This is a genomic window from Chryseobacterium salivictor, assembly GCF_004359195.1.
Taxonomy (GTDB): Bacteria; Bacteroidota; Bacteroidia; order Flavobacteriales; family Weeksellaceae; genus Kaistella; species Kaistella salivictor.
Genome location: NZ_CP037954.1, coordinates 2036444 through 2063116 on the forward strand (window position 1 = coordinate 2036444; position 26673 = coordinate 2063116).

19 protein-coding genes and 1 pseudogene are annotated in these 26673 nt (G+C 39.5%); 6 read left to right on the forward strand and 14 right to left on the reverse strand.

The window, feature by feature from the left end; genetic code table 11:
* Positions 1-122: 122 nt before the first annotated feature.
* Complete coding sequence (locus tag NBC122_RS09360) at positions 123-1100, forward strand: L,D-transpeptidase (RefSeq protein ID WP_133440122.1); 978 nt, start codon at positions 123-125, stop codon at positions 1098-1100.
* Here the strand turns inward: NBC122_RS09360 and NBC122_RS09365 are convergent.
* Together NBC122_RS09365 and NBC122_RS09370 are read right to left on the reverse strand one after the other, a co-directional pair.
* Complete coding sequence (locus tag NBC122_RS09365) at positions 1097-1624, reverse strand: hypothetical protein (protein WP_133440123.1); 528 nt, start codon at positions 1622-1624, stop codon at positions 1097-1099. The two genes, NBC122_RS09360 and NBC122_RS09365, sit on opposite strands and share 4 nt — an antisense overlap.
* Entirely contained in the window at positions 1621-2862 is a 1242-nt protein-coding gene (locus NBC122_RS09370) for an aspartyl protease family protein (RefSeq protein WP_246012309.1), read from the reverse strand. Before NBC122_RS09370 ends, NBC122_RS09365 begins: the two co-directional genes overlap by 4 nt.
* A gap of 177 nt (positions 2863-3039) precedes the next feature.
* On the opposite strand from NBC122_RS09370, the gene NBC122_RS09375 reads away from it, so the two are divergent.
* On the forward strand, positions 3040-5583 hold the full coding sequence (locus NBC122_RS09375; protein ID WP_133440125.1) for a phosphoenolpyruvate carboxylase: 2544 nt from the start codon (positions 3040-3042) through the stop codon (positions 5581-5583).
* A 498-nt stretch (positions 5584-6081) separates the two neighbouring features.
* Here NBC122_RS09375 and NBC122_RS09380 read toward each other — a convergent pair whose 3' ends face one another.
* Positions 6082-7689, reverse strand: a complete 1608-nt coding sequence (locus tag NBC122_RS09380) for a S8 family peptidase (RefSeq protein WP_133440126.1) — start codon at positions 7687-7689, stop codon at positions 6082-6084.
* An 81-nt stretch (positions 7690-7770) separates the two neighbouring features.
* On the reverse strand, positions 7771-7896 hold the full coding sequence (locus NBC122_RS14665; protein WP_262709551.1) for a hypothetical protein: 126 nt from the start codon (positions 7894-7896) through the stop codon (positions 7771-7773).
* A gap of 286 nt (positions 7897-8182) precedes the next feature.
* Here NBC122_RS14665 and NBC122_RS09385 point away from each other — a divergent pair, with 286 nt between their 5' ends.
* Both NBC122_RS09385 and galE read left to right on the forward strand, forming a co-directional pair.
* Entirely contained in the window at positions 8183-9307 is a 1125-nt protein-coding gene (locus NBC122_RS09385; RefSeq protein WP_133440127.1) for a DegT/DnrJ/EryC1/StrS family aminotransferase, read from the forward strand.
* 59 nt (positions 9308-9366) lie between these two features.
* Complete coding sequence (gene galE, locus NBC122_RS09390) at positions 9367-10386, forward strand: UDP-glucose 4-epimerase GalE (protein WP_133440128.1); 1020 nt, start codon at positions 9367-9369, stop codon at positions 10384-10386.
* Between the two features lie 146 nt (positions 10387-10532).
* On the opposite strand, the gene NBC122_RS09395 is transcribed toward galE, so the two are convergent.
* From NBC122_RS09395 to pnuC, 4 genes are all read right to left on the reverse strand, one after another.
* Complete coding sequence (locus NBC122_RS09395; protein ID WP_133440129.1) at positions 10533-13058, reverse strand: TonB-dependent receptor; 2526 nt, start codon at positions 13056-13058, stop codon at positions 10533-10535.
* 120 nt (positions 13059-13178) lie between these two features.
* Complete coding sequence (gene mltG / locus NBC122_RS09400; protein ID WP_133440130.1) at positions 13179-14216, reverse strand: endolytic transglycosylase MltG; 1038 nt, start codon at positions 14214-14216, stop codon at positions 13179-13181.
* A gap of 19 nt (positions 14217-14235) precedes the next feature.
* Complete coding sequence (gene dapF, locus NBC122_RS09405; RefSeq protein WP_133440131.1) at positions 14236-15012, reverse strand: diaminopimelate epimerase; 777 nt, start codon at positions 15010-15012, stop codon at positions 14236-14238.
* A gap of 88 nt (positions 15013-15100) precedes the next feature.
* Positions 15101-15772: a nicotinamide riboside transporter PnuC gene (pnuC, locus tag NBC122_RS09410; protein ID WP_133440132.1), complete on the reverse strand. Its 672-nt coding sequence runs from the start codon at positions 15770-15772 to the stop codon at positions 15101-15103.
* A 219-nt stretch (positions 15773-15991) separates the two neighbouring features.
* Here pnuC and NBC122_RS09415 point away from each other — a divergent pair, with 219 nt between their 5' ends.
* Complete coding sequence (locus NBC122_RS09415; protein ID WP_133440133.1) at positions 15992-16201, forward strand: hypothetical protein; 210 nt, start codon at positions 15992-15994, stop codon at positions 16199-16201.
* A 222-nt stretch (positions 16202-16423) separates the two neighbouring features.
* Complete coding sequence (locus tag NBC122_RS09420) at positions 16424-17974, forward strand: serine hydrolase (RefSeq protein ID WP_133440134.1); 1551 nt, start codon at positions 16424-16426, stop codon at positions 17972-17974.
* Between the two features lie 426 nt (positions 17975-18400).
* Here NBC122_RS09420 and NBC122_RS09425 read toward each other — a convergent pair whose 3' ends face one another.
* From NBC122_RS09425 to NBC122_RS09450, 6 genes and pseudogenes are all read right to left on the reverse strand, one after another.
* Entirely contained in the window at positions 18401-18880 is a 480-nt protein-coding gene (locus NBC122_RS09425) for a hypothetical protein (protein ID WP_133440135.1), read from the reverse strand.
* Positions 18881-19625: 745 nt separating this feature from the next.
* A complete protein-coding gene (locus tag NBC122_RS09430; RefSeq protein WP_133440136.1) occupies positions 19626-19949 on the reverse strand; it encodes a hypothetical protein in 324 nt (107 codons plus the stop codon).
* Positions 19950-20486: 537 nt separating this feature from the next.
* Positions 20487-22625, reverse strand: coding sequence for a catalase (locus NBC122_RS09435; protein WP_133440137.1), 2139 nt, complete (start codon positions 22623-22625; stop codon positions 20487-20489).
* 27 nt (positions 22626-22652) lie between these two features.
* Complete coding sequence (locus NBC122_RS09440) at positions 22653-23219, reverse strand: YciE/YciF ferroxidase family protein (protein ID WP_246012311.1); 567 nt, start codon at positions 23217-23219, stop codon at positions 22653-22655.
* A gap of 570 nt (positions 23220-23789) precedes the next feature.
* Positions 23790-24098 (reverse strand): hypothetical protein, encoded by a 309-nt coding sequence (locus NBC122_RS09445; RefSeq protein WP_133440139.1) that lies wholly within the window; start codon positions 24096-24098, stop codon positions 23790-23792.
* Positions 24099-24241: 143 nt separating this feature from the next.
* Positions 24242-26666, reverse strand: a pseudogene (locus NBC122_RS09450) (multicopper oxidase domain-containing protein); the annotation flags it as partial.
* Between the last annotated feature and the right edge of the window lie 7 nt (positions 26667-26673).

Genomic DNA, 26673 nt, shown 5'->3' on the forward strand with positions numbered 1-26673 from the left:
TGATTTCAATTAAAAACTGAAAAATGATTTCAACTGTAAATTATATTTTTTTTGAAAAAGAGTCTCATTTCCTTTGTTAGTGGTACTGTTATTGCAAAGTAAATGTTTATTTAAAATAAACTATGCTTAGACTTTCTCAAAAAAAACTTTTCAATCTGATTCTTTTGACCTCGGTTATTTCATTTGCTTTACAATGTGAAAAGGGACAGGAAACTGCTTCCCGGGAAATCGAACTGAAAAAACTGGATTCCGCTGCAAAAGCAAAAAAGGATTCTTTAATTCAGGATTCTATTCAGAAGAATACCGTTGCTTATCGTGCCTTTATTTTTCCTGCAAAGAAAAAAGATTCAGCGATGGCGGCTTTTAATAAAGAGTTTTCAAAAGAAGATCAATATGTGATTTTAGCTTTAAACCGTCTTGATTTAAAAAATAAATGGCGTGCTGATACGCTTGCTGTTCCCGATAAAATAGATTCTACTTTGATGGCTTATTCGCCATTTCCGCATCAATTGGAAATTCTGAAAGACGTTCATAAAATAGTTTTCTTTTCTTACCCGATTCAGGCTTTTGCCGTTTATGAAAACGGAAATCTTCTAAAATGGGGACCTACAAGTATGGGTTCAAAAGCCGCCCAGACCAAACGGGGATTAACATTTGCGAACTGGAAAAAAGAACTGTCAATTTCTACTGTTTCCAGCGAATGGAAATTACCGTATAACTTTAATATTCACAATACTTTAGGAATTGGCTGGCATCAATACGATCTGCCCGGCTATCCGGCCTCGCATTCCTGTTTGAGATTGTTGAGGAACGATGCGAAGTTTTTGTACAATTGGGCAGATCAGTGGATTTTGAACAAAGGCGGAGCAACGGTAAGAGCAAACGGAACTCCCGTCATTGTTTTTGGGGATTACAAATGGGGCAAGAAAAAACCATGGAAAAATTTAATTCAGGATCCCAAAGCTGATGATATTTCGGTAGAAGATTTGACTGAAATTATAAAACCCAATCTCTCGAAAATTTTGGAGGAGCAAAAGAGAACCGATGAGGTTCGTGGCGGAATAACCGCTGCAAAAGCCGGAGAAAAAGTCGCTGCTTAATTTTTTTCAAAACTTCGGATCGATTCTTCTGCGAATTCCCGAAGTTTTTGCATTTGCTTTTTACCCTGCCATTTTCCGATTCGCGCTGCCGCAAAAGTTAAACCCAGGCAAACCACCATCGCTATTGAAAAACTGAAGGCCCACGGGAAATCATGACTTTTAATCTGTTTTTCTACCAGCCAGATGGTGATGGAAACCAGCCACATGATTCCGAAAATAAAGTTGAGAAACATAAAAAAAGTCCACACGGCAGAAGTCGGCCCGAAAACACCGCGGATCACCGTTTTGTTTTCATCAGGATCGGTTTCTGTGCGAAGGGACAGACAAGGATTCCAGTAGTTATTTTGTTCAGTTCGAACGGTGATTATAGAAATTTCTTTATTTACGTTTCCTTCAAATTCGTCAGCATGTTCCTGCAGAAAGCGTTTCAAATAAGCCGTGTATTCTTCCCTGGAGATTTCGGTGATTATTTTAAATCTCGGTCTGGAGCGGATTTGGTCGAGGACAGTTTCTTCAATTTTCATTTTTGATAAGGGATTGGGTCTTCTAAAGTAATGGTAAAGTTGAGAACCTGATTGCCTCTTTCTATTTTCAGATCGATTTTTTTACCGTTTCCTTCTTTAAAATAATTATTAATTTTCTCCATAGTCATATTGTTCACGGGCTTTTTGTCGATGCTGATGAGTTGATCATTTTTACGGATTCCTGCCACGAAACAGGGTGAATCTTTACGGCATCCGGCTACAGAAAATTTTGGTTTCAGAACAAAATTATACTGAAATTTCTGTGTTTGATCTATAACTTCTATGCCGTCGGCAGCTTTTATATTTTTTTTTGTTTCAACTTCTACAAGATCTTTTTCCCAGGTCATACCGTCCTGCTGAATATCCAGACCACTGCTGTTGAATAAAAAAGGATCATTGTAATTTTTATTTCTTTTAAGCAAAATCCTTTGACCCGGATAATCGAAAATCACCGTAAAACGTCTTAAGATATCATTGCCAACCGAGCCTTTCCGACCGGGAACTAATTTTAAATTTTGAATCGAATATTCATCAGGCATCGCGGTAAGCGGTTCTGCAAAATTGAATTTCCCCAAATATAAATTGTGGATACGGCTTCTTTTCCCGAAAATATCACCATTGAAACCACGCCCCAGATAATCATCAATGTTGGGACGGTTGTATTCGAAGTTTTCGATGAGTTTGGGGAAAAGCCAGATTGCATCGCTGTTTCCTAAATCGATCAGCATTTTTGACTGGACTTTCTTGTCGGTCATTTCAACATCGGCCATAATATATGGTTTATTATTTTCGATGGTGATCGGGAATTCGGTAAATCTTTTCTGGCGTTTAATCAAGCTGTTTTCATCGTTGAAAACGGTAATTTTTTTTGAAGTAAAATTAATTTCAACCGGATGGTCTTTAAAAAACTGATAACCGATGATTCCATTGACCGGGATGCCTACATGCGATGAGAAATTAATGCCTTCATCTAAAATAATAAAAACGGTATGTTTAGCATCTTTGTAATCTTTCCCGATACTGACTGTGTTGTTTTCCGATTTCAAACCTTCAATATCCATACTTTCCCCTAAACCGGAAAATTTTATTTTTTCAACATCCTTAAAGTTGACTTCTTTTTTATCTAAACTAAAGAGGATCGTTTCATTTACTCCGGAATCCAGCAGAAAGGTTAAATCTACCCCATTAATATTGATTGGAATGAAAATTAAATTATTAATCAGTTTAAAAGGGATCACCGTTTTTTTTTGGTGAAGAATTTTGAATCCCTTTTGTGCAAAAGAAAATGTAAAAATGAAAATTAGGATTATTTGTAGAAGTTTCATCTAATGAAGATACAAATTTATTGTGAAAATGATAATTATTTTGAGGGTAAAAGTTTTTACTAAGAAATTATAATGCACTAAATTTGTTCGATGCTACACGAAGAAAAAAAGGAGAAATTCCATCAGTTGGTCGAGAATAAATTCCAAATTTATAACTCCCTCTTTATGAGTTTGCCGTACGATAAAATGTCTAATATCGGTATGCTGCTGCCTTTTCTTTATGAGGAAAGTAAAGCGGGATATGAAGCCGGAAAAAGTCCGGAAGAAATAGTGGAAGAGTTTTTCAGCAAACACACCGAACTGAAAACTGAAGAACAGAAAACCGAACTGCTTTTTAAAATCATTCAATATATTGAAAGACAGGTCGTCCTGTACGACAGTATTGAGGATGCAGCATTTCCGGAACTTCACTCTGACCGGGATGCAGGAACGGTTCTTCAGCTTCATGAGCGGGCGTTGCAGGAGCATCAGTTGGAAGCGACGCGGAAAAAGCTCAAAGATTTTGCGATAAAAGTAGTATTCACAGCACATCCGACCCAGTTTTATCCCAATGCTGTTCAGCGGATTTTACATGATTTGCGGACTGCAATTACGAATGATTCGGTGACTGCTATTGATATGCTTCTGCAGCAATTAGGGAAAACACCTTTTCTTAATCAACAAAAACCAAGTCCTTTAGATGAAGCTTTGAGTATTATTTTTTATCTGCGTTATGTGTATTATGACACGATCGGCGAATTGTATAAAAAATTAAAAAACACCTTCAGCACCAGTAATTTTACACCTGATCAGGATGTGATTCAGATGGGATTCTGGCCCGGCGGCGATCGCGATGGAAATCCTTTCGTTACCGCAGAAATCACGAAACAGGTTGCCCGGGAACTTCGGCTTTCTATTTTGAAATCCTATTACGCGCATCTGAAAAAAGTGAGAAGGAGATTGAGTTTCCGAGGAGTTTCCGAAGTTTTAGATGGATTAAGTGATGATTTGTATGATGCTATTTTTAAAGAAGAAGCAGCGATTTCTGCTGGAGATATTTTATCGAAAATTGAAGAAGCTGAAAAAATTCTGATCGAACAGCATAACGGACTTTTCTATAATCTGTTGGAAGATTTCAAAGACCGCGTGAATATTTTCGGGACGCATTTTGCAACACTGGATATCCGGCAGGACAGCCGCGTTCATCAACAGGTAATCGACGAAATTATTGAAAAAAAATCCGGATTAAATCTTGACGAAATTTCTGTTGAAGAAAAACTCGACTGGATTTTGAATACAAACGTTAGTTTGGATCCCAATGATTTCGAAGGTATCACCAAAGACACTTTGCAAAATGTGTATCACATTAAAGACATTCAGAAAAAAAACGGACAGAGAGGAATGAATCGGTACATCATTTCTAATTCTGATCATATCAAGGATGTGCTGAATGTTTTTGCCTTATTCCGGTTTTGCGGTTACCGGGAAGAGGAAATCAATATGGATATAGTGCCGCTTTTTGAGACCATGGAAGGTTTGGATGCCGGTGAACAGGTGATGAAACAGTTATATGAACTTCCGGTGTATAAAAAACATCTGGAAAGACGTGGAAATGCACAAACCATCATGCTTGGTTTTTCTGATGGGACCAAAGACGGCGGTTATCTGAAAGCCAACTGGGAGATTTATGAAACCAAAGAACAGCTCACCAAAATTTCTGACCGGTACGGGATTAAAGTAATTTTCTTCGACGGCAGAGGCGGCCCGCCCGCGAGAGGTGGTGGAAAAACCCACGACTTTTACGCCTCTCAGGGGAAAACAATTGCCAATCATCAGATTGAGTTAACCGTTCAGGGACAGACAATCACCAGTGTTTTCGGAAATAAAGATCAGGCGAAATATAATTTTGAACAGTTGTTAACCGCCGGTATAGAAAACGATGTCTTTAAAAATGCCAAAAAAGATTTATCGGAAAAAGAGAGAACGCTTCTCGAAGAACTGGCAGAAATCAGTTATAAAAAATATTCGGATTTAAAAGCGCATCCGCGGTTTGTTTCTTATCTGCAGGAAATGAGTACGCTGGAATATTATGGCAGAACGAATATTGGAAGCCGCCCTACGAAAAGAGGAGCGGGTGGTGAACTGAAATTTGAAGATCTTCGGGCGATTCCTTTTGTGGGTTCCTGGAGTCAGCTGAAACAAAATGTTCCCGGATTTTTCGGGTTTGGATTTGCAATGCAGGAATTAAAAAATCAAGGCCGGTTTGATGAAGTCAAGAGTTTGTATAAAGGTTCTGATTTCTTTAAAACATTGGTTTTGAATTCGATGATGAGCATGAATAAATCTTATTTCCCCTTAACCTCTTACATGAGGAAAAACGAAAAGTTCGGGGAATTCTGGACCATTCTTTTTGATGAATATAACCTGTCAAAATCTTTGATGCTCGAACTGACCGGTTTTCAGGAATTAATGGAAGAAGAGCCGCTTTCTCAAATGTCGGTAAAAATCCGGGAAAAAATTGTACTTCCGCTTTTGAGCATTCAGCAATATGCTTTAATTAAAATTCAGAAAGAAGAAGGCAACCGAGATGCTTATGAAAAACTCGTGATGCGGTCGCTTTTTGGGAATATCAATGCCAGCAGGAATTCGGCGTAAGGAAAAGACGGTCGGTTAGCAGCCAAATGATAAGAAGTAATGTATTGTTAAATCTCAAAAAAATAAATTCATTAAATTTTAATGCTTTATTAAGAACGTGTAAAATTAATTTAAAAGAAGTGAGAACAGGTACAGAAAATAAAATATTCCAGCAGCGGATCGATATTCAAATTCAAGATCTGGGAAATATTTAAATTTTTTTCGTAACAGAGATTTTTATTATCTTTATATTATTGTAACCTTTTATTACAAAAAAATATAAGTACAAAAACATAAACAAAAAAACGATGGCTTATCTGATTCTTCCAGTCCTGCTGACCGTAGTATTTATCGTATATGTGCTTTATCTCATTTTTATTAAAAAAGATAAAGAACAATTGAAGTCCGTATATTTTCCGGGTGTACTGTTTATTGTTATTTGGGCTGCTATTTATTATTTTTTATTGAAATGAATCCTTGTACATAAAAAAACCTTTTAACAGAAGGTCTTTTTATGTATTATTTCTTAATAATTTTCTTGATATATTCGTTTGTTTCTGTCTGTACTTTCAGGAAGTACACTCCGCTGGCTAAATGCTCGACAGTATTCGTTTTCTCATTTTTCAATGTCTGAATTTTTCTGCCTAAAGTATCATAAAGCTCTACTGAAATAATTTTTTCCTCAGTTTTAATGGTAAAAGATTTAGCAACTGGATTTGGATAAATTTCCAGGTTTGATTTTCTTCCGTTTTCTACCACTGCTAAAGCTGCATTATTCCATGTTTTTCCAAAGTCCAAAATTCCATATCCTTTCTGAGCATCGCTGCCCGGATAAAGAGATGAATTTTGACGGAGAAGATTGCTTATTTCATCGACCTTTTTATTTGGCAACGCTTCTATCAGGCAGGCAACGCCGCCCGCAGCTAATGGGGTGGCAAATGAAGTTCCGTTGCTTGTGGTGACAGAATTATTATAACCCATGTAGGTGGAAGTTCCCCTTGCGCTGGCGTCCGGTTTTATTTGTCCTAAAGCATTCGGGCCAAAAGAAGAAAAAGAAGAACTTCCTCCCGTAGAAGTCACGGCTCCAATCGTAAATACTTTTTCATTATCTGCTGGAGTGATGATGTATTTCCAAGGTTTCTGGGCTTCGTTTCCGGCAGCGGCCAGAACAAAAATTCCTTTCTCGGTGGCGATTTGTGCTGTTCTTGCGATGAATGAAGTGGTTCCGTTCATATCCGAATACAATAAATTATAACGGGGATCATCGAAATCGTAGTAGCCCAGTGATGTGGTAATTAAATCCACTCCTTTCCGGTCCGCTTCTTCTGCTGCTTCAGTCCAGTAAAGCTGTTCTTCGGGAATTTCATTGTTAGCATCTTCAGTTGCATATAAATAGAAATCGGCATCCGGTGCAGTGCCTACAAAACTGTTTTCAACGTAGCCCGCAATCACTCCCAGACAGTAGGAACCGTGATTATTGAGTGAAGCATTATAAATGTCACTGCTTTTATTGACGAAGTTGTAGCCACCTTTAATCTGGCCGTTATCTCTCATTCTGGCATAAACGGAACCCGTATTTACGGTCGGGAATCCGGTGTCAATCACTGCAATCGTAACTCCAGTTCCCGTAAAACCTGCGATATGCAGCGGACGGAGATTCACCTGATTGATCTGTGATAAGCCTAATCCATAGTTAAAAGTGGTTTTTCCTAAAGAATTATTAAACTCATCGAATTTATTAACTTTTTTTGTTTGTGCTTTTCCGCCGTTCGGATGTTTGATAAATTGCTCTACCGAAAGCACATACGGTTCGGTTTGCAGGTCCGCAATCTGCGCGGCGGTTGCATTCACGGCCACACCGTTCATCCATTTGGAATAGTCTTTTACCGTAAACCCCAGATTTGTAATATTCTGAATATAGGTGGGCTCAATCGGAGCATCCTGGTCATTCAGCGCGATTCCGTATTTCGTTCTTCTGTCGAGCGATTTCTGAGTTAATTCGGTAAGCGGATTTGCATAAAAGGCCGCTTTATTCGGTTTGTCTTTAAAGATTACAAAAACAAGCTGCGTCTGCGCGTGCGTCAAAACAAAGAATAAAAGAATAAAAAAGGATATCAGTTTTCTCATTTTGTTTCATTGTTAAATTGAAACAAAAATAGAAAAATGCTGAATATTTTCAGCGTTTTCTTTGAATATATTTTAATAGTCTTATTTAATATCGGTTTTGTTTCCGTTTTTATTAATGTTGCATTTTCCGCCTCTTGATCCTGTGAGAACCTGATGTCCGTTATAAGTTCCTTTCATTTCCAGGGTTATACGGAGCAGAAGGTGCATCTTTTTTTGGTGTATTTTCTTTTTGTTTTGGTTGTTGGCGTAGTTGTGTCCAGAGTTTGTACAAAAAATCGGCAGTTCCGAATGCATTTATTAAAGCAATATAAGGAACAATTTTGTTGTTTTCAAGATCATTTTATTTACGTTAAAGATTAAAAATTTATCTCAAATTATTGAATAAGTATTTATTAATCAGAACATTAACCGTTTTTGTAGTAAATTAAAAAACATTAAAGAGATTTAGTTTTTTAAAAAACTTAATTTTAGTAAATTTGAGCAAATATTTTTTATGAAAAAGATTCAGATGGTTGACCTGCAAAGTCAATATTATAAGATAAAATCAGATGTAGATAATGCAATTCTCAATGTTTTAAATACCGCAGCATTTATTAATGGACCTGAAGTGAAATCTTTCCAGTCCGAATTAGAAACTTATCTTGATGTAAAACACGTGATTCCGTGTGCGAACGGAACTGATGCTTTGCAGATCGCTTTGATGGCGCTTAATTTACAGGAAGGCGATGAGGTGATTACTGCGGATTTCACTTTTGCGGCGACCGTGGAAGTAATTCATCTGCTGAAGTTAAAAGCGGTTTTAGTCGATGTAGATTACGATACTTTCACCATGGATTCTGAAAAATTGAAAGCAGCAATTACATCCAAAACGAAAGCGGTTATTCCGGTTCATTTGTTTGGACAGTGTTCCAATATGGAAGAGATTTTAAAGATTGCCAAAGAACACCATCTTGCTGTAATTGAGGATAACGCACAGGCCATCGGTTCTGAGTTTACCTTTTCAGATGGAACGGTGAAGAAATCAGGAACCATGGGAATTATGGGGACAACTTCTTTCTTTCCTTCCAAAAACTTAGGTTGTTATGGCGACGGCGGCGCGATTTTCACCAATGATGATGAACTCGCACACAAACTCCGAGGAATCGTGAATCATGGAATGTACGAAAGATATTACCATGATGAAGTGGGTGTGAATTCCCGTTTGGACAGTATTCAGGCGACGGTTTTAAGAAAAAAACTCACTTTACTGGATAATTATAACGAGGCCCGCAAAAAGGCTGCTGATTATTATGACGAAGCTTTTGCCGGAAACGAAAATATTTTAACACCGAAAAGAGCAGAAAATTCTACCCACGTTTTTCACCAGTATACGTTAAGAATTCTGAACGGAAAAAGAAATGAACTGCAGCAATTTTTAGCAGAAAGAGAAGTTCCGGCAATGATTTACTATCCGGTAGCTTTAAGAAAACAAAAAGCCTATTTTCAGGAAAGTAATGATGCGGATTTTGTGAATACCGATCAACTGCTCGAGCAAGTGATTTCTTTGCCAATGCATACCGAACTGGAAGAAGAGCAGTTGAAATATATTACAGATGCGGTGCTGGAATTTATGAAATAAATCCGGCTCAAATATTCATCGATAATCTTACACCCATCATCAAACATCCATCATCCAGCATGACCATACTCGTAACAGGCGGACTAGGCTACATCGGCTCACACACCGTTGTAGAACTTTTACAAAATAATTTTCAAGTCATTATTGTCGATGATTTGTCGAATTCAGAAAAGTTCATTCTCGATAATATTGAGAAGGTTGCCGGAAAAAGACCCGTTTTCTTTCCGTTCGACCTTAAAAGAAAAGAATTGCTTTCTCAGGTTTTCGATGCTTACGAAATTGATGGCTGTATTAATTTTGCTGCGTTTAAAGCAGTAGGAGAGAGCCAGGAAAAACCGCTGGATTATTATGAAAACAATCTGTTTTCTTTAATAAATATCCTTCAGGAATTTAAAAAAAGAAATATTTCCAACTTTATTTTCAGTTCTTCCTGTACAGTTTACGGACAGGCCGACGAACAGCCGATTGACGAGAATACGCCGCTCAAAATGCCGGAATCATCTTATGGAAAGACCAAACAAATGGGCGAGGAAATTCTGAAAGATTTCGCAACGGCTTACCAAAAAAAGGTTTCTCTGCTTCGGTATTTTAATCCGATCGGTTCTCATCCCTCTGCAATGTTAGGAGAATTGCCGATTGGTATTCCCAATAATTTAGTTCCTTATGTCACACAAACTGCGTCGGGAATTCGTGAGAAATTATCAATCTGGGGAAATGATTATGATACAGAAGACGGAACGGCGGTTCGGGATTATATTTATGTGGTCGATCTCGCAAAGGCGCACGTGAAAGCTTTGCAGAAATTAATGGCAGAAACTGAAGAAACCGTAATCGATATTTACAATTTAGGTACAGGAAAAGGATCTTCAGTTTTAGAAGTCGTGGAAGCTTTTGAAACAGCGAACGATGTGAAAGTTCCTTATCAGATTTGTGAAAGAAGAGCGGGTGATATTACGATTGCTTATGCCAACGCTGATAAAGCTGAAAGAGAACTCGGCTGGAAGGCTGATACTTCTTTAGAAGAAGCATTGCGCACGACCTGGCAATGGCAGAATTATCTTGTGACCAGAGAATTATAAAAAGCTCACTGATTTACCGGATTTTCCTGTTGAAAAAATTCCGTCCATCAGAAAAGTTTAGATCAAAAAAATCCTGAAAAATTAATTTCAGGATTTTCTTTTTGGTGCTTTTTACAACCTAAATTTTTATGTTGTACCGTTAAAATTTACATTGGTGGACCTTGGTCATCAGCACCTTGACTGTTGGCATTGATGTCTTTTTTCTTTTTAGGAGCGTCAATTTTTTCACCTTGTTTGAATCGGTAAGTCAAAGAGATATTGAACGTTCTCGGACTCCAGCGCATATAAGAATCTCGTTCGTATCCAGGACCCAAACTGGTGGTGTTTCTACCTCGGGTTCCTAAGATATCCTGAATGTTAAACGCGATTGTTCCATTGTTTTTCCAGATGGTTTTGTTGGCACCGAAGTTTAAAACATACATGTCTTTACTTGTGCTGGAAGCGGTTTTTTCTCCACCCCGGTAGAAACCTTGCAGCTGCATATTCAGTGTTTTATCGATTTTGAAACTGTTGGTTAATCTGAGTCTTGTAGAGAAACCTGAGCCCTCAAAAGAAAGAGGAGTCTGCATTCTCGATGGGTCGAAATAGGAACCTTCTGATTTGTATCCGTAAAGATCAGCACTTGCCATAATTTTATACCAAGGGAAAAGATCGGCAGTTAAATTTAAATCTAAACCATAGTTCGCCTGATTGCCTACATTGTAAGGGCTTGTCACCAAAACATCAGAACCAATAGATTGACTTAGCAAAACAAATTTCACATCATCCGTTGTTTTTCTGTAATACAAAGTTGGATTGATGGTGAATTTTTTCTTCTGAACCGCATAACCCAATTCAAAAGAGTCTACGTATGACGGATTTAAGTCTTCATTACCACGGAATAAATTCTGGCGGTTTGCCAAAGATGTTGGGTAAGGAATCAAAAACCAGGAACGCGGTCTGTTGATTCTTCTGGAGTAATTTAAAAGCAACTGATCATTGCGGTCTCCTCCTAAATCGTAACTCAAAAATACGCTCGGGAAAAAGCCGGTATAATCTTTCTTTTTGTTAGACGTATTTCCGCTTAAACTTTGATATTCAATATTGATGTTTGAATTTTCCGCTCTTAAACCTAACTGGTAACCTAACTTATCAAATTTACTTTTGAACTGAGCATAACCAGCATTGATTGTTTCATCATAAACCGTGTTGCCACTATATGCATCTACAATTCCGAATTTTAAATTGAGATCGGTTTCGCTATTAAGGAAATCATAATCATTCGTATTCCGGTCAATTCTATAACCTGCCTCTAATTTTGATTTTTCACCAAGTGGCAATTCGTAATCCACTTTACCGATTACTGATTTATTAACCGTATTGTTATTTCCTAAAGTTCCGTATCCAAAAACCGACTGATTATATTCTTTGGAATCTTCGGTGGATTTATTATTGCTTCTTTGTAAACTTAAGGAAAGAGCAATATTATGTCCGTTGCCATTAAATTTATGATCCAAGCCAACATCTCCCTGCAAAGAAAGGTTCGAACTGTTTCCCAGAGCCTTGGTTTGCGAATAGCTGTTTAAAACTCTTGCCGCATCATAATTGATGTTATCAACTTTATTATCGCTGTCGCTGGAGAAATTACGAATCATTCCCGACAGATTGAATGACGTTTTTTCTGTTAAATCAACATTAAAACCTGCAGTCGCATTGTAATTATTGCTTTCGCTTTTGTTACGGGAATTCTGTTCAAAATATCTTGTCGTTGCCAGGGTAAGAGGGTCAAAGAACCGGGTGTCGCTATCGCTTTTACCTTCTCCTTTCCGGTAACCGCCGCCACCATTAAGGAACCAGGTCCAGTCGCCTTTTTTCCAGCTGAGGTTGGTATTTAAACTGGTCGTTGGTAAATAACCTAAACTTCCGACCACACTTCCGTTGAAGCCCATCCCTTTGGATTTCTTTAAAATGATATTTAAAATACCTGCAGTTCCGCTCGCTTCAAATTTTGAAGAAGGGTTGGTAATGACTTCAATTCTTTCGATTTGATCTGCCGGAATAGATTGCAGTGCATTCGCGCCGCTGTCGATTCCAAGTAAAGCAGATGGTTTTCCGTTGATAAGGAATTTTACGTTAGAGTTTCCGCGCATAGAAACGGTACCGTCGGTATCTACGCTTACGGAAGGAACGTTGGTTAAAACATCCTGTAAATTTCCTCCTTTACTGATGATGTCTGTAGACGGGTCATATACTTTTTTGTCGAGTTCTACCCGGTAAGCTTTCGTAGAAGCTGCGGTAATAGTTACTCCTTCAATATCCTGGGTTTTCCCATTGGTTGAAGAGCTTTCAGATATAACGGTGAAATTTCCAAGATTACCGGCAGCAGAAATTTGCTTATTCAACATGCTTTTTTTAAAGTCAATTGCTTCTATGCTGATGTCGTAGTTTCCGGGAGACAACTGAAGTTGATAAGCTCCTTTTTCATCGGTTAACGCTGCGTCACTGAAAAGTTTGTTGGCTTTGTTGCTGAAGGTTACCGAAGCGTAAGGAACGGCGTTGTTTTGTTGGTCAACAATTTTTCCGCTTACATTTACTTTCTGCTGTGCAAACGCCAAACTCGCTGCACCCAAAACGAACGACAGTCCTAATGTTCGTTTTTTGATAATTGATGAAATCTCAATTTTGTTCGTCATATTTTTAGTTTAAACTATACTGATTACTTTTTTTAACTAAAGTTAAATTAAATGTTTGTTTTATTTTTTAATTTTAAGAAATCCCAGACTTTTCATTTGGGATTTTGGTAAAGCCTTACTTTATTGAATGTTTTTAGCATTCAGCCAGTCTTGGTATTTTTTCGCATTCACGGCGTGCTCGGCTGCGCTTGCTGTAAATTTATGAAAGCCGAACCGGTCTGGATCTGCACACATATAAATAAAATCATTGTGCCCGGCATTTAAAACCGCATCCACGGAATTTTTATCGACCATACAAATCGGTCCAGGAGGGATTCCTGCCGAGAAATAAGTGTTATAAGGAGAGGGTTCCCGCAAATGTTTGTAGAAAACTCTTTTTAGTGTTTCGCCCTGAAAATTATTGGCTTTACTTACGGCGTAAATTACGGTAGGATCGCTCTGTAATTTCATGCCTTTGTGGTATCTGTTCAGGTACAAACCGGCCACGGTTTTCATTTCGTCCGGTTTGCCGCCGGTTTCTTTATACACTAAAGAAGCCAATGCGTAAATTTGATTACGGCTTAATCCTGATTTCTGTTCTTTCGCTTTTCTTTCGGCAGTCCAAAAACGGTTGTAATCTTTTTCGAATTTTTTAAAGAATTCTTCGGGTGTTACCGTCCAGAAAAAGTTATAGGAGTCGATGAAGAAATATTTTTTTAAATCTTCGGCATTATTAAATCCTTTTTGGACCGCAATTTTATTTAAATCATCTGCAAACCGTAAAGAATCGAGTTCTGTCTTTTTTGCGACTTTTCCGATCATTTGATAGACCGTATAAAAATCTCCGATCCGGAAGGTATTTTCGGTTTGGTTGCCGGCTTTAATCATATTGACCAAATCAGTGTTATTGGCGCCGGATTTTATCCGGTACCGCCCGGCCTGGAAAAAACGGTTCATGCCTTTGGTTTTGGCAACTTCTTCAAACTGTTCTTTGTTTTTCAAATAAGGGGCAATGGAATCTAAAATAGAGTTGAAATTGGCCGAATGAGGAATCAAAACATAGCCTTCTTTGCTTACATTATTTCCGTAAAATTTCTTATAATACTGAATACCGAAATAGCCAGCAATTAAGAAAATGATGAATATGATGACGGAAATTATTCCCTTGCTTTTTTTCATAAATCTGAAATGATCTATTTTATAAATTTATTTTTCCTTTGAAAACCTGTTTTGCGGGTCCTTCTAACCAAATGTTTTTGAAAGATGATCCAGCCTGCTCTGCATAAACTTTCAGGTTTCCACCCAATACTTTCACTTTTACGGAAGGTTTGTTTTTACCCTGCAGAAAAACAAGTGCCGCCGCTGTTGCTCCTGTTCCGCAGCTGAAGGTCTCGTCTTCGACACCTCTTTCATAGGTTCTTATGAAAATTTCGTCCTCAGAAATTTCTTCCACGAAGTTCACATTGATTCCTTCCTGACAATAAGACGCAGAATTTCTGATTTTGTTACCATTTTCGAAAACTTTATAATTCTTTAACTTTTCAACAAACGTTACAAAATGCGGAGAACCCGTATTCAACTCGAAATTTCCGTCGATATTTTTTATGGCATCCACGTCGATCATTTTAAGTTTAATGATGCCGCTGTTGATTTCGGCTTCATGTAAACCGTCAATGGCGCTGAAGGTGGTGAAATCCTCAAAAACATCCAGAAAATGAGCAAAAGCAACAAGACATCTTCCGCCATTTCCGCACATCGTGCTTTCGTTTCCGTCGGAATTATAATAGACCATTTTGAAATCGGCTTTTTCATCATTTTCCAACAAAATCAGTCCGTCGCCACCGATGCCAAATCGGCGGTCGCAGAGCTTTTCGATGATTTCTTTCTCTTTAGGAAACTGTAAATCGCGATTGTCGATCATTACGAAATCGTTGCCTGTTCCCTGATATTTATAAAATTCAATGGTATTTTGCATAAAATTAAAAGTTTTTTTAGCCTCCTGTTTTTGGGACATCAAAGATACTCAAAACTTTATCATTGAACCGGGAACGTCATCGTTAAAATCAGTTGCTGTGATTGGACTGGTGGTGCTTTTTCCATTCGGTGTATCCGATAACGGCCATGGCAGTAAATACCAAATATTGAATGGAAGTGATTCCCAAACCTTTGTAAATCATCATCGGAATGCAAATAAGATCACCGACAATCCAGAAGATCCAGTTTTCAATTTTGCGTTTTGCCATTAACCACATTCCGACCAGGAAAATCGCGGTTGTGAAAATGTCCAGCCAGTTTGCCCAGTCCAGATGATATAATCCCAACTGTACATTTTCCATTGAAAAATGATTGTCAATGTACGGTTTGTAATAATATACGGTGGTGACCAAAATCAAACTGACGAAAAATAAAATTCCGGAAAAAATCCATTCTTTTTTATGCGCCCATGAAACGGCAACGTGCACGTGGTCTTCGGAACTTTTTGCCCATAAAATCCAGCCGTAAACGCTCATTACGGTATAGTAGAAATTAATCATCGTATCGCCGAGCAGTCCGAAATTGAAAAGAATGTAAACGTAAAGTGCGGTAGAAATTATCCCCGTAGGATACACCCAAATGTTTTTTTTAATGGAAAAATACACACTCAAAACCCCGAAAATGGTGGCGATCGCTTCGAGCACAATTTGAAAGGTGTCGTATGATTCATAAGGCTGCAGGAAGAGATCGTGGAAATTCATGAGTTCAAAGATAATAATTTCGCTGAAAGCGGTTTTGCTTTTATGGTGAATTTATCAGGTACTGCATTTATTAACGATGATATTTTGAGCCCGTCTATCAAAAAAAACAATAATTTTATGCTGCTGAATCTTTTTTTAATTTAAAATAGGGCAAAACCCTCACTTCATCGGAAACCGACCTTCTAAAAAACAAATATGAGGGATTAAAAGTTGTCTGATGTGCCTATAAATAAAAAAAGGATTTCAATAAAAAAGACGGTTAATCAAAAATTCATTGAAGATCTTTATTTCAAAAACATCACTGTTAACAGTAAATACGGAGTGATAAGAAAAAACGCGTCCAATTTGGTGTTTGAAAATGTGAAAATCAATGGCAGCAGTGATTATAAAGTAGCCGGTGGATTAATGAAGGCCGTGGTGAAAAAATAGGAGGGTTATTTTTCCCGCCCCGGAACTGCCTCCGAAGTTGGGTCCGGTCATTATCCGCCAACTTCAGTAGAGAAAAGGACAATCCATAAAATATTGCTGAAAAAAATTCTATCTTTGAACCAACAGTAGATAGGGTGCCATTTAAGATTAAAAATGGCTTGTAACCAACCCTGCTGAACATCAAGTAAAAGCATTTAATATTTAATCCCAAAACCATTACTAATGAAGACCAGATTATCATTTCTCCTCATTCTTATTTCCTTTTTTGCATTTGCTCAAACCGAAGAAAAAAAACTCGATGAACTCATTCAGAATACGTTAAAAACTTTCGATGTTCCTGGAATTTCCGTAGGGATTATTAAAGATGGGAAAGTGATTTATTCAAAAGGTTTTGGTGTAAGATCTTTAACAACGAATCAACGAATGACCGATGAAACTCTGGTCGGAATCGCTTCCAACTCCAAAGGTTTTACCGCAACCGCTCTGGCAATGTTGGCAGATGAAGGTAAATTAAACTTTGACGATAAAGTTTCTAAATATATTCCCGAATTTCAAATGAATGATGCGTATGTTTCACAGGAAGTTACCATCAAAGATTTGATTACCCACCGGGCCGGTCTTGGTCTGGGACAGGGGGATCTGATGTTTTTCCCGGAAGGCGGCAGTTTGACTGTAAATGATATCATCCACAATGTAAGATATCTCAAACCGGATCATTCATTCCGTACCACTTTGGAGTATAATAATGTAATGTTCATCGTGGCAGGAGAGGTTATTCACAGAGTTTCCGGACTTTCCTGGGCGGAATTTATTGAACAGAGAATTTTAAAACCTGTCGGCATGTCTTCCAGCTACGGAAGTTACAACCGCGCAAAGGCAGCCCGTGTTCCGAATATTATCGATGCCCACGCACCGGTAGATGGCAAAGTTGTTGCCGTCCCTCACGACTGGAATGAAACCGGAAATGCTGCCGGCGGAATTATCAGCAATATTAAAGATATGTCTGTCTGGGCAGAATTCCTGATGAATGGTTTTACGACCAAAGAAGGGAAAAAATTGGTCTCTGATAAACAGATTCAGCAGCTTTGGAATTTACAGATTTCTACGCCGGTTGCTTTGAAAAATCCTTACGATTCTAATTTCGCGGGGTACGGATTAGGATGGTTTATCACCGATGTGAAGGGCCATAAGCAGGTTTACCACACCGGCGGATTAATTGGAACGGTAACTCAGTTTACCTTAATTCCGGATATGAAACTCGGAATTATCGTATTGACCAACCAGCAAAGTGGCGCAGCTTTCAGCACGATTACCAACACCATAAAAGATTCTTATTTGGGAATGCCTGAAAAAGACTGGCTCAAAACTTATGGCGACAGAATGGCCAAAGTAAATGCAGATTACGATAAAGGAAAGAAAGAAATATTCGCGAAATCTGAGGCGTTTAGAAAAGATAAAAACGCACAGATTAAAGCGGATCAAATCGTTGGAACCTACATTGATCCATGGTTTGGTGAGGTGACAATAGCTAATGAAGGCAAGACTTTCCGTATTTACTGTAAGAATTCTCCGAGACTGAAAGGGGAACTGTTGCCTTATTCTTCCAATGTAATGATTGCAAAATGGGATGACAGAAGTTACGATGCCGATGCTTTCGTTAATTTTAATTTAAATGAAAATGGAAAAGCGCAGGGTATGAAGCTAAAGCCGATTTCAGATGTGACCGATTTCAGTTTCGATTTTGAAGATCTTGATCTGCAGAAAGTGAAATAAGTCTTTATTTTTATCAATCCTCACCGATAAATGATAAAACAAAGTTCAATTTTCATTAATCCAAGGTAGGGCAGAAGTGAGGATGTAAAAACAAAAACTACCTGCCCCACCTTCCGGATAATAAGCCTTAGGACGTTCTTTTCCATTCTTCCACTGATTGGTGGTTTTCGTAAAATACCGTCATCATCAGCCGACCGGTCACCTTCTGCACTATGGCTATGGGTGGGCAGATGGCCGCACGAAAAGATTCGTTCGGGAGAAAGGGGATTCAGTTAAATCTACAGAAATATTACCGTTTTGGAAAAAGTAAAACTGCTCCTACACAACTTTAAAAAAGATTATTTTTTAGGATTTTGAGAACTAATGTCGCAGACTACTTTGTGCAACGGTTTAACCGCGGAGCCTGGCGGTTTATTGAAGATGGAGTTAAAAAGGCCTGTCTTTTTTAGTTTTAAGGTCATCCAGGAACAGAATTATAATTAAAACTCCTGACATCATGCAGCCTATCAACGTCATAATGACATCATGAATATCGAAAGGATATAAAATTGTCCGTACCGTTTCCCAAACAGTGAAACCAATAAAAGTGAACAGAACCGAAAAAATAATACTGTTGTAAAGACTGTATTTTCCATAGTACATCTTTAGAATTCTATGAAAAGCAAATAGTATTGCAACAAATGCGGCAGCCCCAAATAAACTGGGTAATGTACCTAAGAGAAATTCATTGGCAGATGATAATTCAATATTTTTGGGACGCAGGAAGTACTGAATATAAACTACCCATGAGATAAGAATTAATTCCCATACTGTAAGTACGACATACCGTTTTTTATCCTGTTTGTCTGATTTGTTAATTTCTTCACTAAAGTTGATATTTTTTACCTCTTCAATTAAATTTTTCATTGATGTATTGCAATGGATCGTTGTAGCTATTTCTTCTTTTCAAGTGGCCTTGGTAGTACGGAAAAGTACCAGCAAATTCACGAGCCGCCGCTCCCCAGTCAAAGATTCAGCGAATGTAAGTCCGGTAAAATTTAACTGAAACCTACCGAAGCGGCCTATGGAAAAAAAATTCAGTTCAGACCAAACAGAGCCCCATGTTTTTTCAATGGAGCTAAGATAATTAAAAATGTGGAAATGGAATATCGGAAATTCTGCGACTTCTTTAAAGAAAATATAAATGAGTGCTGCATTTGCTTAAAAAGAAATTTTCTTTTTCGCGACGCTAAAGGGTGGAGGATTTCTTAAAAATTCATCAAAATTACACCCTTAAGGATTGGGGAAAATTAATTTTGATGAATTTTAAGCAGACTTCAAATATTGGAGGCAAAGGAATAGCATCATTCAACGTTGCACTCAACGCCGGATTTTGTCAATTCTATGCAGGTGTTTTAGTTGAAACACAATTTCATCGTCTCTGTTATAAACTCGTTTCTTTTGTCAGAAATTTGAAGATGTATCACTTATTATTTTCAATATCAATCTGATGATTTCTATTTTTCTTTGTCCAGTTCAGGAGACCGCTTTTTTGCTTTCCAACCGCTGTCGGAAGGGATTGGGCTTTTAAAAAACCACAAGCTAAATCAGTGTACCTTCCCGATTCATAGAATCCGAAACCCGCAGTTGATGTGAAAATACTTCATTTAAATTAGCGGTGTCTTACCCCTTTCTGATGGTACTGTACATTTTTTACCGTCTCTTTATAATGATTGGGGGTTGAAGCATTAGGATGGGATGAATGAGAAGCATCTGTTACAAAATGATCCTCCGGTTTTGCATTTCTGATTTCTCTGCCGTTCTGATAGGTCTTATGATCAGCACTGCGGTAGATTTGTCCCTCGTCATAAAGCGTTCCATCGGGAGCAGTATATTGCCGTTGTACGGTTGCTTTTCTTTTTCTTAAAAAAGCCATTGCAAGTGTTCCTATTGCTGTAGCTGCCAGTCCTATGGCGATTTTTACAGGGGTCTTCATATTTTTATTATTTGAGAATCAATAGACAAAATTCTTGCCATTATTCCCAGATGCCTCGCGGGAACACGACTGCGTCACCGCATTAACCCAGATGAAGATGATAAAATTTTTAAAATGCCAGATCAAATGCTCACTACCAAAAAATTTGATGATACCTTTAGGAGGCTGTTTGAATAAGTTTTAACAATTATAAAAGGCATAAGAGCGATGAAAATTACACGCTTTAGGGATGGAGGAAATTAATTTTGATGAATGGTAAACAGGCTCTGGAATTTGTTTTATTAATTATGGATATCCGTTTATAATAATGTAAAAATATCAATAGTCCTTGTGATGAGGTTCTAGATTTTTTCCTGCCCTTTATTACCCCGTATTAAAAAAGCGGCTCAGGAGCCGCTTCATAGAATGGTAATGAAATATATCAGTGCGCTGCGTACCCACAGATTTTTAGGCAAACCTCTCGGACAGAACCTTTAAAAGTTTGAGAGCTTCCTGCTTTAAATTTTAAAAATGAAAAAATAAACGCGCTGCGCGTTATTATGCAGGAACTCCGTTGTCTTTTTCCCTGTCCCAAAAACGGTGCAGTCTGATGTTTTCTACGAAATCATTTAAAACGCCGGAAGTAGTGACCCCTTTATTTTTCAACGCTGATTTTGGCAATGCTTTTTCCAGCAATAACCGGCCATTTCCGTCCGTTGAAATGGGTTTGCAGTGTTTAAAGGCTTCCGCAATAAAATGAACAGCATCTGCATTTGCGGAAAGGATTTCCACACTGTCGCCTCCCGGCACATATACTGCATCAAACACCACAGATGCGGCGGTTAACAGACTGTCATCAATTGGATACTTTTCGCCCGACTGCGTAGTTACGAATCCATGTCCCGGTGCAATCACGGCAACCATGGCTCCCCGGTCGCCCAGTTCTTTTTTTACCTCGGTAAAGGCTTTATCATTAACGCCATCTGCAGTTAAAATGGCGATTCTTCTGGCCCGAATATCTGTCGGGAGCTTTTTCGCCATGCTGAGCGATGGGGCCTTGTCAATCGGTAATTTTTCTTTGAAAGAGTGGTAATGCTCAGGATCTCCGTCTGCCGGTATGCTGCCGGTGATCGGCTGCGGCAGTTTCTGGGGAATCAAACCTAGATGGTCTCCAACCGTTTTTGAAAGTTCCCCATCAATTTCTAAGAGCATATTCACCATTCTCTGGCGGATCGGAACTGTTTTTACCTTTCCCAGTTCGAAGGCAAAGGCGTTTTGAATGTGGCGTTTTTCATCGGCCGACATGCTGTTGTAAAAAAGCGCAGGCTGACTGAAATGATCAAAAAAACTTTTACTTCTCCGTCTTATTTTATTGGAATCTATGCGTTCTTCAAAAGAGGAAAATCCTCCTTCGGCAATCATGGCCTGAAAAGGGCAGCCTCCTCCGAGGGAATTAGGATTGTACGCTACTTTCCCTTTATTAATCTGCATTCTGTGCATTCCATCCCGCTGATTATTGGTCACCTCCGGAATGGATTTGTTAATGGGAATTTCATGAAAATTCGGTCCTCCCAATCTTGAAATCTGCGTATCGGTGTAAGAGAATAATCGCCCCTGCAGCAACGGATCATTGGTAAAATCAATTCCCGGAACCAGGTGACCGGGATGAAAAGCGACCTGTTCGGTCTCTGCAAAGAAATTATCCGGATTCCTGTTTAAGGTCATTTTTCCGATAATCTCCACCGGCACCATTTCTTCGGGAATTAATTTGGTGGGGTCCAGAAGATCGAACGGATACCGATGCTCGTCTTCCTGCGCTACAATCTGCACGCCCAGTTCCCACTCCGGGTAATGGCCTTCATCAATCGCCTCCCACAAATCTCTCCGGTGAAAGTCGGTGTCTTTCCCGGCAATTCTTTGCGCCTCGTCCCAGGCTAATCCCAGAACGCCCTGTTTCGGTTTCCAGTGGAATTTTACGAAATGAGATTTCCCTTCCGCGTTGATAAAACGGAAGGTATGGATTCCAAACCCTTCCATCGTGCGTAAACTTCTCGGAATCGCACGGTCGCTCATCAGCCACATCACATTGTGCATTGCTTCCGGCATCAGCGATATAAAGTCCCAGAAGGTATCATGGGCGGAAGCTGCCTGCGGAATTTCGTTATGCGGTTCTGGTTTTACCGCATGCACGAGGTCCGGAAATTTAGTGGCATCCTGAATAAAAAATACAGGCATATTATTTCCTACCAGATCATAGTTTCCCTCCTGGGTATAGAATTTTACGGCAAATCCGCGGACGTCTCTTGGTACATCAGTAGATCCTCTGAATCCTGCCACTGTAGAAAACCTTACAAAAACGGGTGTTTTTATTGAAGTGTCATTTAAGAATTTTGCTTTCGTATATTTTCCCATCGGTTGATACAGTTCGAACACGCCGTGTGCTCCAGAACCTCTTGCATGAACAATCCTTTCCGGAATACGCTCATGATCGAAGTGGGTTATTTTTTCGCGGAGGATAAAATCCTCCAGAAGCGTTGCGCCTCTTTCGCCTGTTTTCAGGGAGTTTTGATCATCATTAATTTTCAGTCCCTGATCAGTGGTCAGGAATTCACCCTGGTTATCGGTGGTGAATTTACCAAGCTGTTCCTGTTTAGGATTTGCCCCATTTTCAAATGGTTCACTTTCATTTATTTTCATAATGTAGTTATAATGTTGAAGGGTTAATTAAACGGCATTTAAATCTTTGGACTGAAGCTTTCCGTCCACAGCCTGTGAATTTAAGTTGGTGTCTGCAATGGAACTCAATAAGGAATCAGATTTTTTTTCTTCGCCTAAAGTCTTAAGCAAGAGATCAAGTGCGGCTCTTTCATTCAGCGTTTTAGCAAATGCGGCAAGGGTTCCGTATGTGGCGATCTCATAATGCTCTACTTTTTGCGCACTTGCAATAATTCCGGCATCCCGGACAGGACCAGGCGCGGTCTCTTCCATAATTTCTTCCCCTTCTTTAATAATTCCCTCCATGGCTAAACATTTTTTACCTTCCGGTTTCACTCCCATGGACTCAAAAACTTTTTCCAGTCTTTCCACCTGCATTTTGGTTTGGGCCAGATGGTCTTTAAACGCTGTCTTTAATTTCTGATCTGTGGCCTGCTCCAACATTTTAGGTATTGTTTTTACCAGTGTATTTTCGGCCCAGTAAATGTCTTTCAAACCATCAATAAAAAAATCTTTAAGATTGGTGATGGGTTTACTTGCGTTTTGTGCTTCGTTCGCACTTTTCTTTTTTGCCATAGGTTTAAAATTTAGAGTTGTTACCATTTCCTGTATGCAAATAAAATTCCATTTATGTTAATGTATATGTAAAAAGAAGAATATTTATTTAATGATTATGTAAGATAAAGGCTTTTTTAGGATTGATTTGCAGGAACGCAGGGGGTCATGGGTCAATTGAGGTGAATTGAGGTGAATGGTGAATTGAGGTGAATGGTAAATTGGAAGAATGGAGATTGGTGAATGATGAATGTTGAATGGGTTCTTGCGCGATTGAGTACATGGCATCGGGGTGCTCCTTTTTTTAACGCAATGGGTTGAGGTTCAATGGTGGTAAAGCAGGACAACAGGGTTTTGTACAATCTAGAAGTTGGCTTTGTACTGTTGGTCACGGTTAATATCCACGATATTGGAAAATGAAGGCTTTACCCATTAATATGCGGTGAGCGAACCTGCGGTCTTTAGGCAGTGGGGCATACTATAACCATACTATATCCATACTGTATTCATTCCATATCTATTGGATTCGGTATCTTGGGGTAGTATTGATAACTGCTAATAAGATGGCGTAACTCAAAGGGGTTCTTAAAATTACCGGAAGGCCGCGCGGGCTTTGTGATATAAAGTGATGGGAAAGATGATCGCGTGGACTCTTAAGTCGACCCTCCAAGTAAACAGTTTTTCAATAGAAAGCTGCGTCATTGCGGCCGTCTTCTTGGTACGGATCACTTTCAGGGTTCCTTTGGTCACAGAGGATGAGTCACGGATCGGTGAGGCTTCGTCCAGAATTAAATCTTCTGCCTCATGCTCTTTTGCGGTACTGTAATGATTAGGTTTTGAACTGAGTCCCGGTGAAGTCTGGAATTCTATGATGTGTTCCAGCTGCTCTATGGGGTACATTTCATTATTACCAAAGGAGAAGGCGAACGGCTTCAGTTAAAAATAGATGGTCACCTGTTTTTCGCTCTCCTTTAAACATAAAAAAAGAGTGCAGCCCCAATGACAGGCTGCACTCTTTTATTGTTTTTTGTAAAGAAGATATCCTAGTAATTCAAAGTGAGTCCTGCACCCCAGCTCATGTCGCTGTCATAGTGTGTGGGAGATCCCAAAATTCTTTGTAACGATATATTTAAGACCTGCGCTATATTCTTTGTCAGTATTGATCATGAATGCCCCGCGCAAACGTGGTGAAAGCGGAATGTCTTCACGTTTCAGCTGAAATCTTACAATACCGTCTGTAAATATTTCTGCCTGCAGATCTACCAGCATCGGAAGTCTGTACGTGATACCGGCGCTGAAAGTTTTTCGTTCGTCTTTTGTGTTGGCTTGTCCAAAAAGGTTTTTTTCAATATTGTTCCTGTCAATCTTTCTGTAATGGTAATTGAATCCGATAAATGGTTTCAGCCACTGCATCCGGTCCACATATCTTCCGAGCTGGGTTTCCACTTCGTAGCCGTGCCGGGGACTGTAACCTAAGCGCCATTCTGTTCCCAATTCCCAGCGGGTATTTGAGATTCTGGCCCTACCATCATTACCATTAGTAGCAAAATCGTTTTCAGCCATCAGGTGCCACATGTTACTTTCGCGCTGAAGCTTTTTATAGGCCGAAGCTTTATCGGGCAGCAAAGGATTCTGATCATCACCCACAGCGAAAACACGGTTCATCCCTGCCATCATGTGATAGAGGATGTGACAGTGGAAGAACCAGTCACCATCGGTTTTTGCTGTAAATTCTATAACATCGGTTTCCATGGGCATCATATCCAGCACATTTTTGAGAGGTGCCTGCGCGCCATTTTTGTTGAGTACCCGAAAATCAAATCCGTGCAGGTGCATGGGGTGACGCATCATAGAATTATTAAAAAGGGTAATGCGGAGGATCTCGCCTTTTTTGACCACTATTTTGTCGGATTCTGCCAGGACTTTATTGTCCATGCTCCAAACGTAGCGGTTCATATTTCCGGTGAGGGTGAACTTGAGATCGCGCACGGGCCTGTCTTTTGGGAGCGAGGTGTCATAGGGGGATTTCATCATGCCGTAATTCAAAGTGGTAATTCCAGAAGTTGGCATCTGGTGCTTTGAGTGATCCATTTCCGCCTCACTGGTGTTCATGTTATCCATTTTTATTGCGTCATTGTTTTCTGCGGTAATTTCTGGATACATCACCTGATTCATATCCATGGTCTGGTAACTCATCTCCATACCCATATCCTTCATGTCACCGTTCATCTTCATCATGTCATTCATCATTTTCATCCCTTCAAAATATTTAAGTTTGGGTAATGGTGCGTGCGCTTTTTTAATTCCTCCGCCAATGTAGACCGAAGCCGATTTTGTGCGGTCTTCGGGCGTAACGAGGAATTCATAGGAGGTGTTTTTTTCAGGAATTTCCACTACGACATCCACCGTTTCGGAAACCGCGAGGATAAGGCGGTCAACTTCGACCGGCTCAATATCCAGTCCATCACTTGCTACCACTTTAAATTTTCCTCCTGCATAGTTGAGCCAAAAGTAGGAGGAAGCACCACCATTAGCAATTTGAAGCCGCACTTTGTCACCGGCTTTATATGCGGCCAGCTGGCTTTCTATTTTACCGTTAATCAGGAATGCATCATAGTACACATCGCTCACGTCCATCGCCATCATCCGCTTCCATTCATTGGTAAGCTTTGTTTTAAATTGGCCTTCTTTAAGGGCTTCTGCATAACTCTGAGTGCTGCCTTTCCTGAGGGCAAACCAGTCGTTGGCGTGGTGGAGCATCCGCTGAACATTGTTGGGATTCAGGTTTGTCCACTCGCTCAGTATAAGGTGTTCAGTGGGCAAATCATCTATTCCGGTGCGGAAAGTAGGGTCTTCCGGACGTTTCTTCAGAATGATCATGCCATACATTCCAATCTGCTCCTGCAGGCCCGTGTGGGAGTGATACCAGTGGGTGCCGTTTTGGATGATGGGAAACGAATACGTATAAGCGGAATGGGGTGGAATGGGTTTTTGGGTAAGCCACGGCACACCATCTTCGCGGTTGGGAAGATGCAGACCGTGCCAGTGCAGAGAAGTTTCTTCATCCATTAAATTATGAACGATCACTTCTGCGGTGTCGCCTTCGTAAAACACCAGTTTTGGCATGGGAATCTGCCCGTTTACGGCAATGGCGCGTTTCTGTCTGCCCGCAAAATTCACCAGCGTATCTTTTACATAAAGGTGGTAGGTTACTTTGCGGCCGCCTTTCAGCTGTTTTTCAGGCATTGGCATCACTATTTTGTGCTCACCATTTATCTGGGTGTTTTCATGCGCAGAATGATCTTCTTTATTTCCTTTTTGGAGAACCAGATTCATACCGCATTTTGGACACTTGCCGGGTTTGTCAGAAACCACTTCGGGGTGCATCGGGCAGATGTATCTTTTTTGCACAGCTTCATGCTGCTGTGGATTTGAAGTGGGATGGTCCTGTGTTTTTACGGTGACCGGAGCCGAT

What these genes read in the sequence shown, in the direction of transcription:
- NBC122_RS09360 (WP_133440122.1), top strand. Translation starts at nt 123, where the DNA reads ATGCTTAGACTTTCTCAAAAAAAACTTTTCAATCTGATTCTTTTGACC.
- NBC122_RS09365 (WP_133440123.1), bottom strand. Translation starts at nt 1,624, where the DNA reads ATGAAAATTGAAGAAACTGTCCTCGACCAAATCCGCTCCAGACCGAGA.
- NBC122_RS09375 (WP_133440125.1), top strand. Translation starts at nt 3,040, where the DNA reads ATGCTACACGAAGAAAAAAAGGAGAAATTCCATCAGTTGGTCGAGAAT.
- NBC122_RS09380 (WP_133440126.1), bottom strand. Translation starts at nt 7,689, where the DNA reads ATGAGAAAACTGATATCCTTTTTTATTCTTTTATTCTTTGTTTTGACG.
- NBC122_RS14665 (WP_262709551.1), bottom strand. Translation starts at nt 7,896, where the DNA reads ATGCACCTTCTGCTCCGTATAACCCTGGAAATGAAAGGAACTTATAAC.
- NBC122_RS09385 (WP_133440127.1), top strand. Translation starts at nt 8,183, where the DNA reads ATGAAAAAGATTCAGATGGTTGACCTGCAAAGTCAATATTATAAGATA.
- galE (WP_133440128.1), top strand. Translation starts at nt 9,367, where the DNA reads ATGACCATACTCGTAACAGGCGGACTAGGCTACATCGGCTCACACACC.
- NBC122_RS09395 (WP_133440129.1), bottom strand. Translation starts at nt 13,058, where the DNA reads ATGACGAACAAAATTGAGATTTCATCAATTATCAAAAAACGAACATTA.
- mltG (WP_133440130.1), bottom strand. Translation starts at nt 14,216, where the DNA reads ATGAAAAAAAGCAAGGGAATAATTTCCGTCATCATATTCATCATTTTC.
- dapF (WP_133440131.1), bottom strand. Translation starts at nt 15,012, where the DNA reads ATGCAAAATACCATTGAATTTTATAAATATCAGGGAACAGGCAACGAT.
- pnuC (WP_133440132.1), bottom strand. Translation starts at nt 15,772, where the DNA reads ATGAATTTCCACGATCTCTTCCTGCAGCCTTATGAATCATACGACACC.
- NBC122_RS09420 (WP_133440134.1), top strand. Translation starts at nt 16,424, where the DNA reads ATGAAGACCAGATTATCATTTCTCCTCATTCTTATTTCCTTTTTTGCA.
- NBC122_RS09425 (WP_133440135.1), bottom strand. Translation starts at nt 18,880, where the DNA reads ATGAAAAATTTAATTGAAGAGGTAAAAAATATCAACTTTAGTGAAGAA.
- NBC122_RS09430 (WP_133440136.1), bottom strand. Translation starts at nt 19,949, where the DNA reads ATGAAGACCCCTGTAAAAATCGCCATAGGACTGGCAGCTACAGCAATA.
- NBC122_RS09435 (WP_133440137.1), bottom strand. Translation starts at nt 22,625, where the DNA reads ATGAAAATAAATGAAAGTGAACCATTTGAAAATGGGGCAAATCCTAAA.
- NBC122_RS09440 (WP_246012311.1), bottom strand. Translation starts at nt 23,219, where the DNA reads ATGGCAAAAAAGAAAAGTGCGAACGAAGCACAAAACGCAAGTAAACCC.
- NBC122_RS09445 (WP_133440139.1), bottom strand. Translation starts at nt 24,098, where the DNA reads ATGTACCCCATAGAGCAGCTGGAACACATCATAGAATTCCAGACTTCA.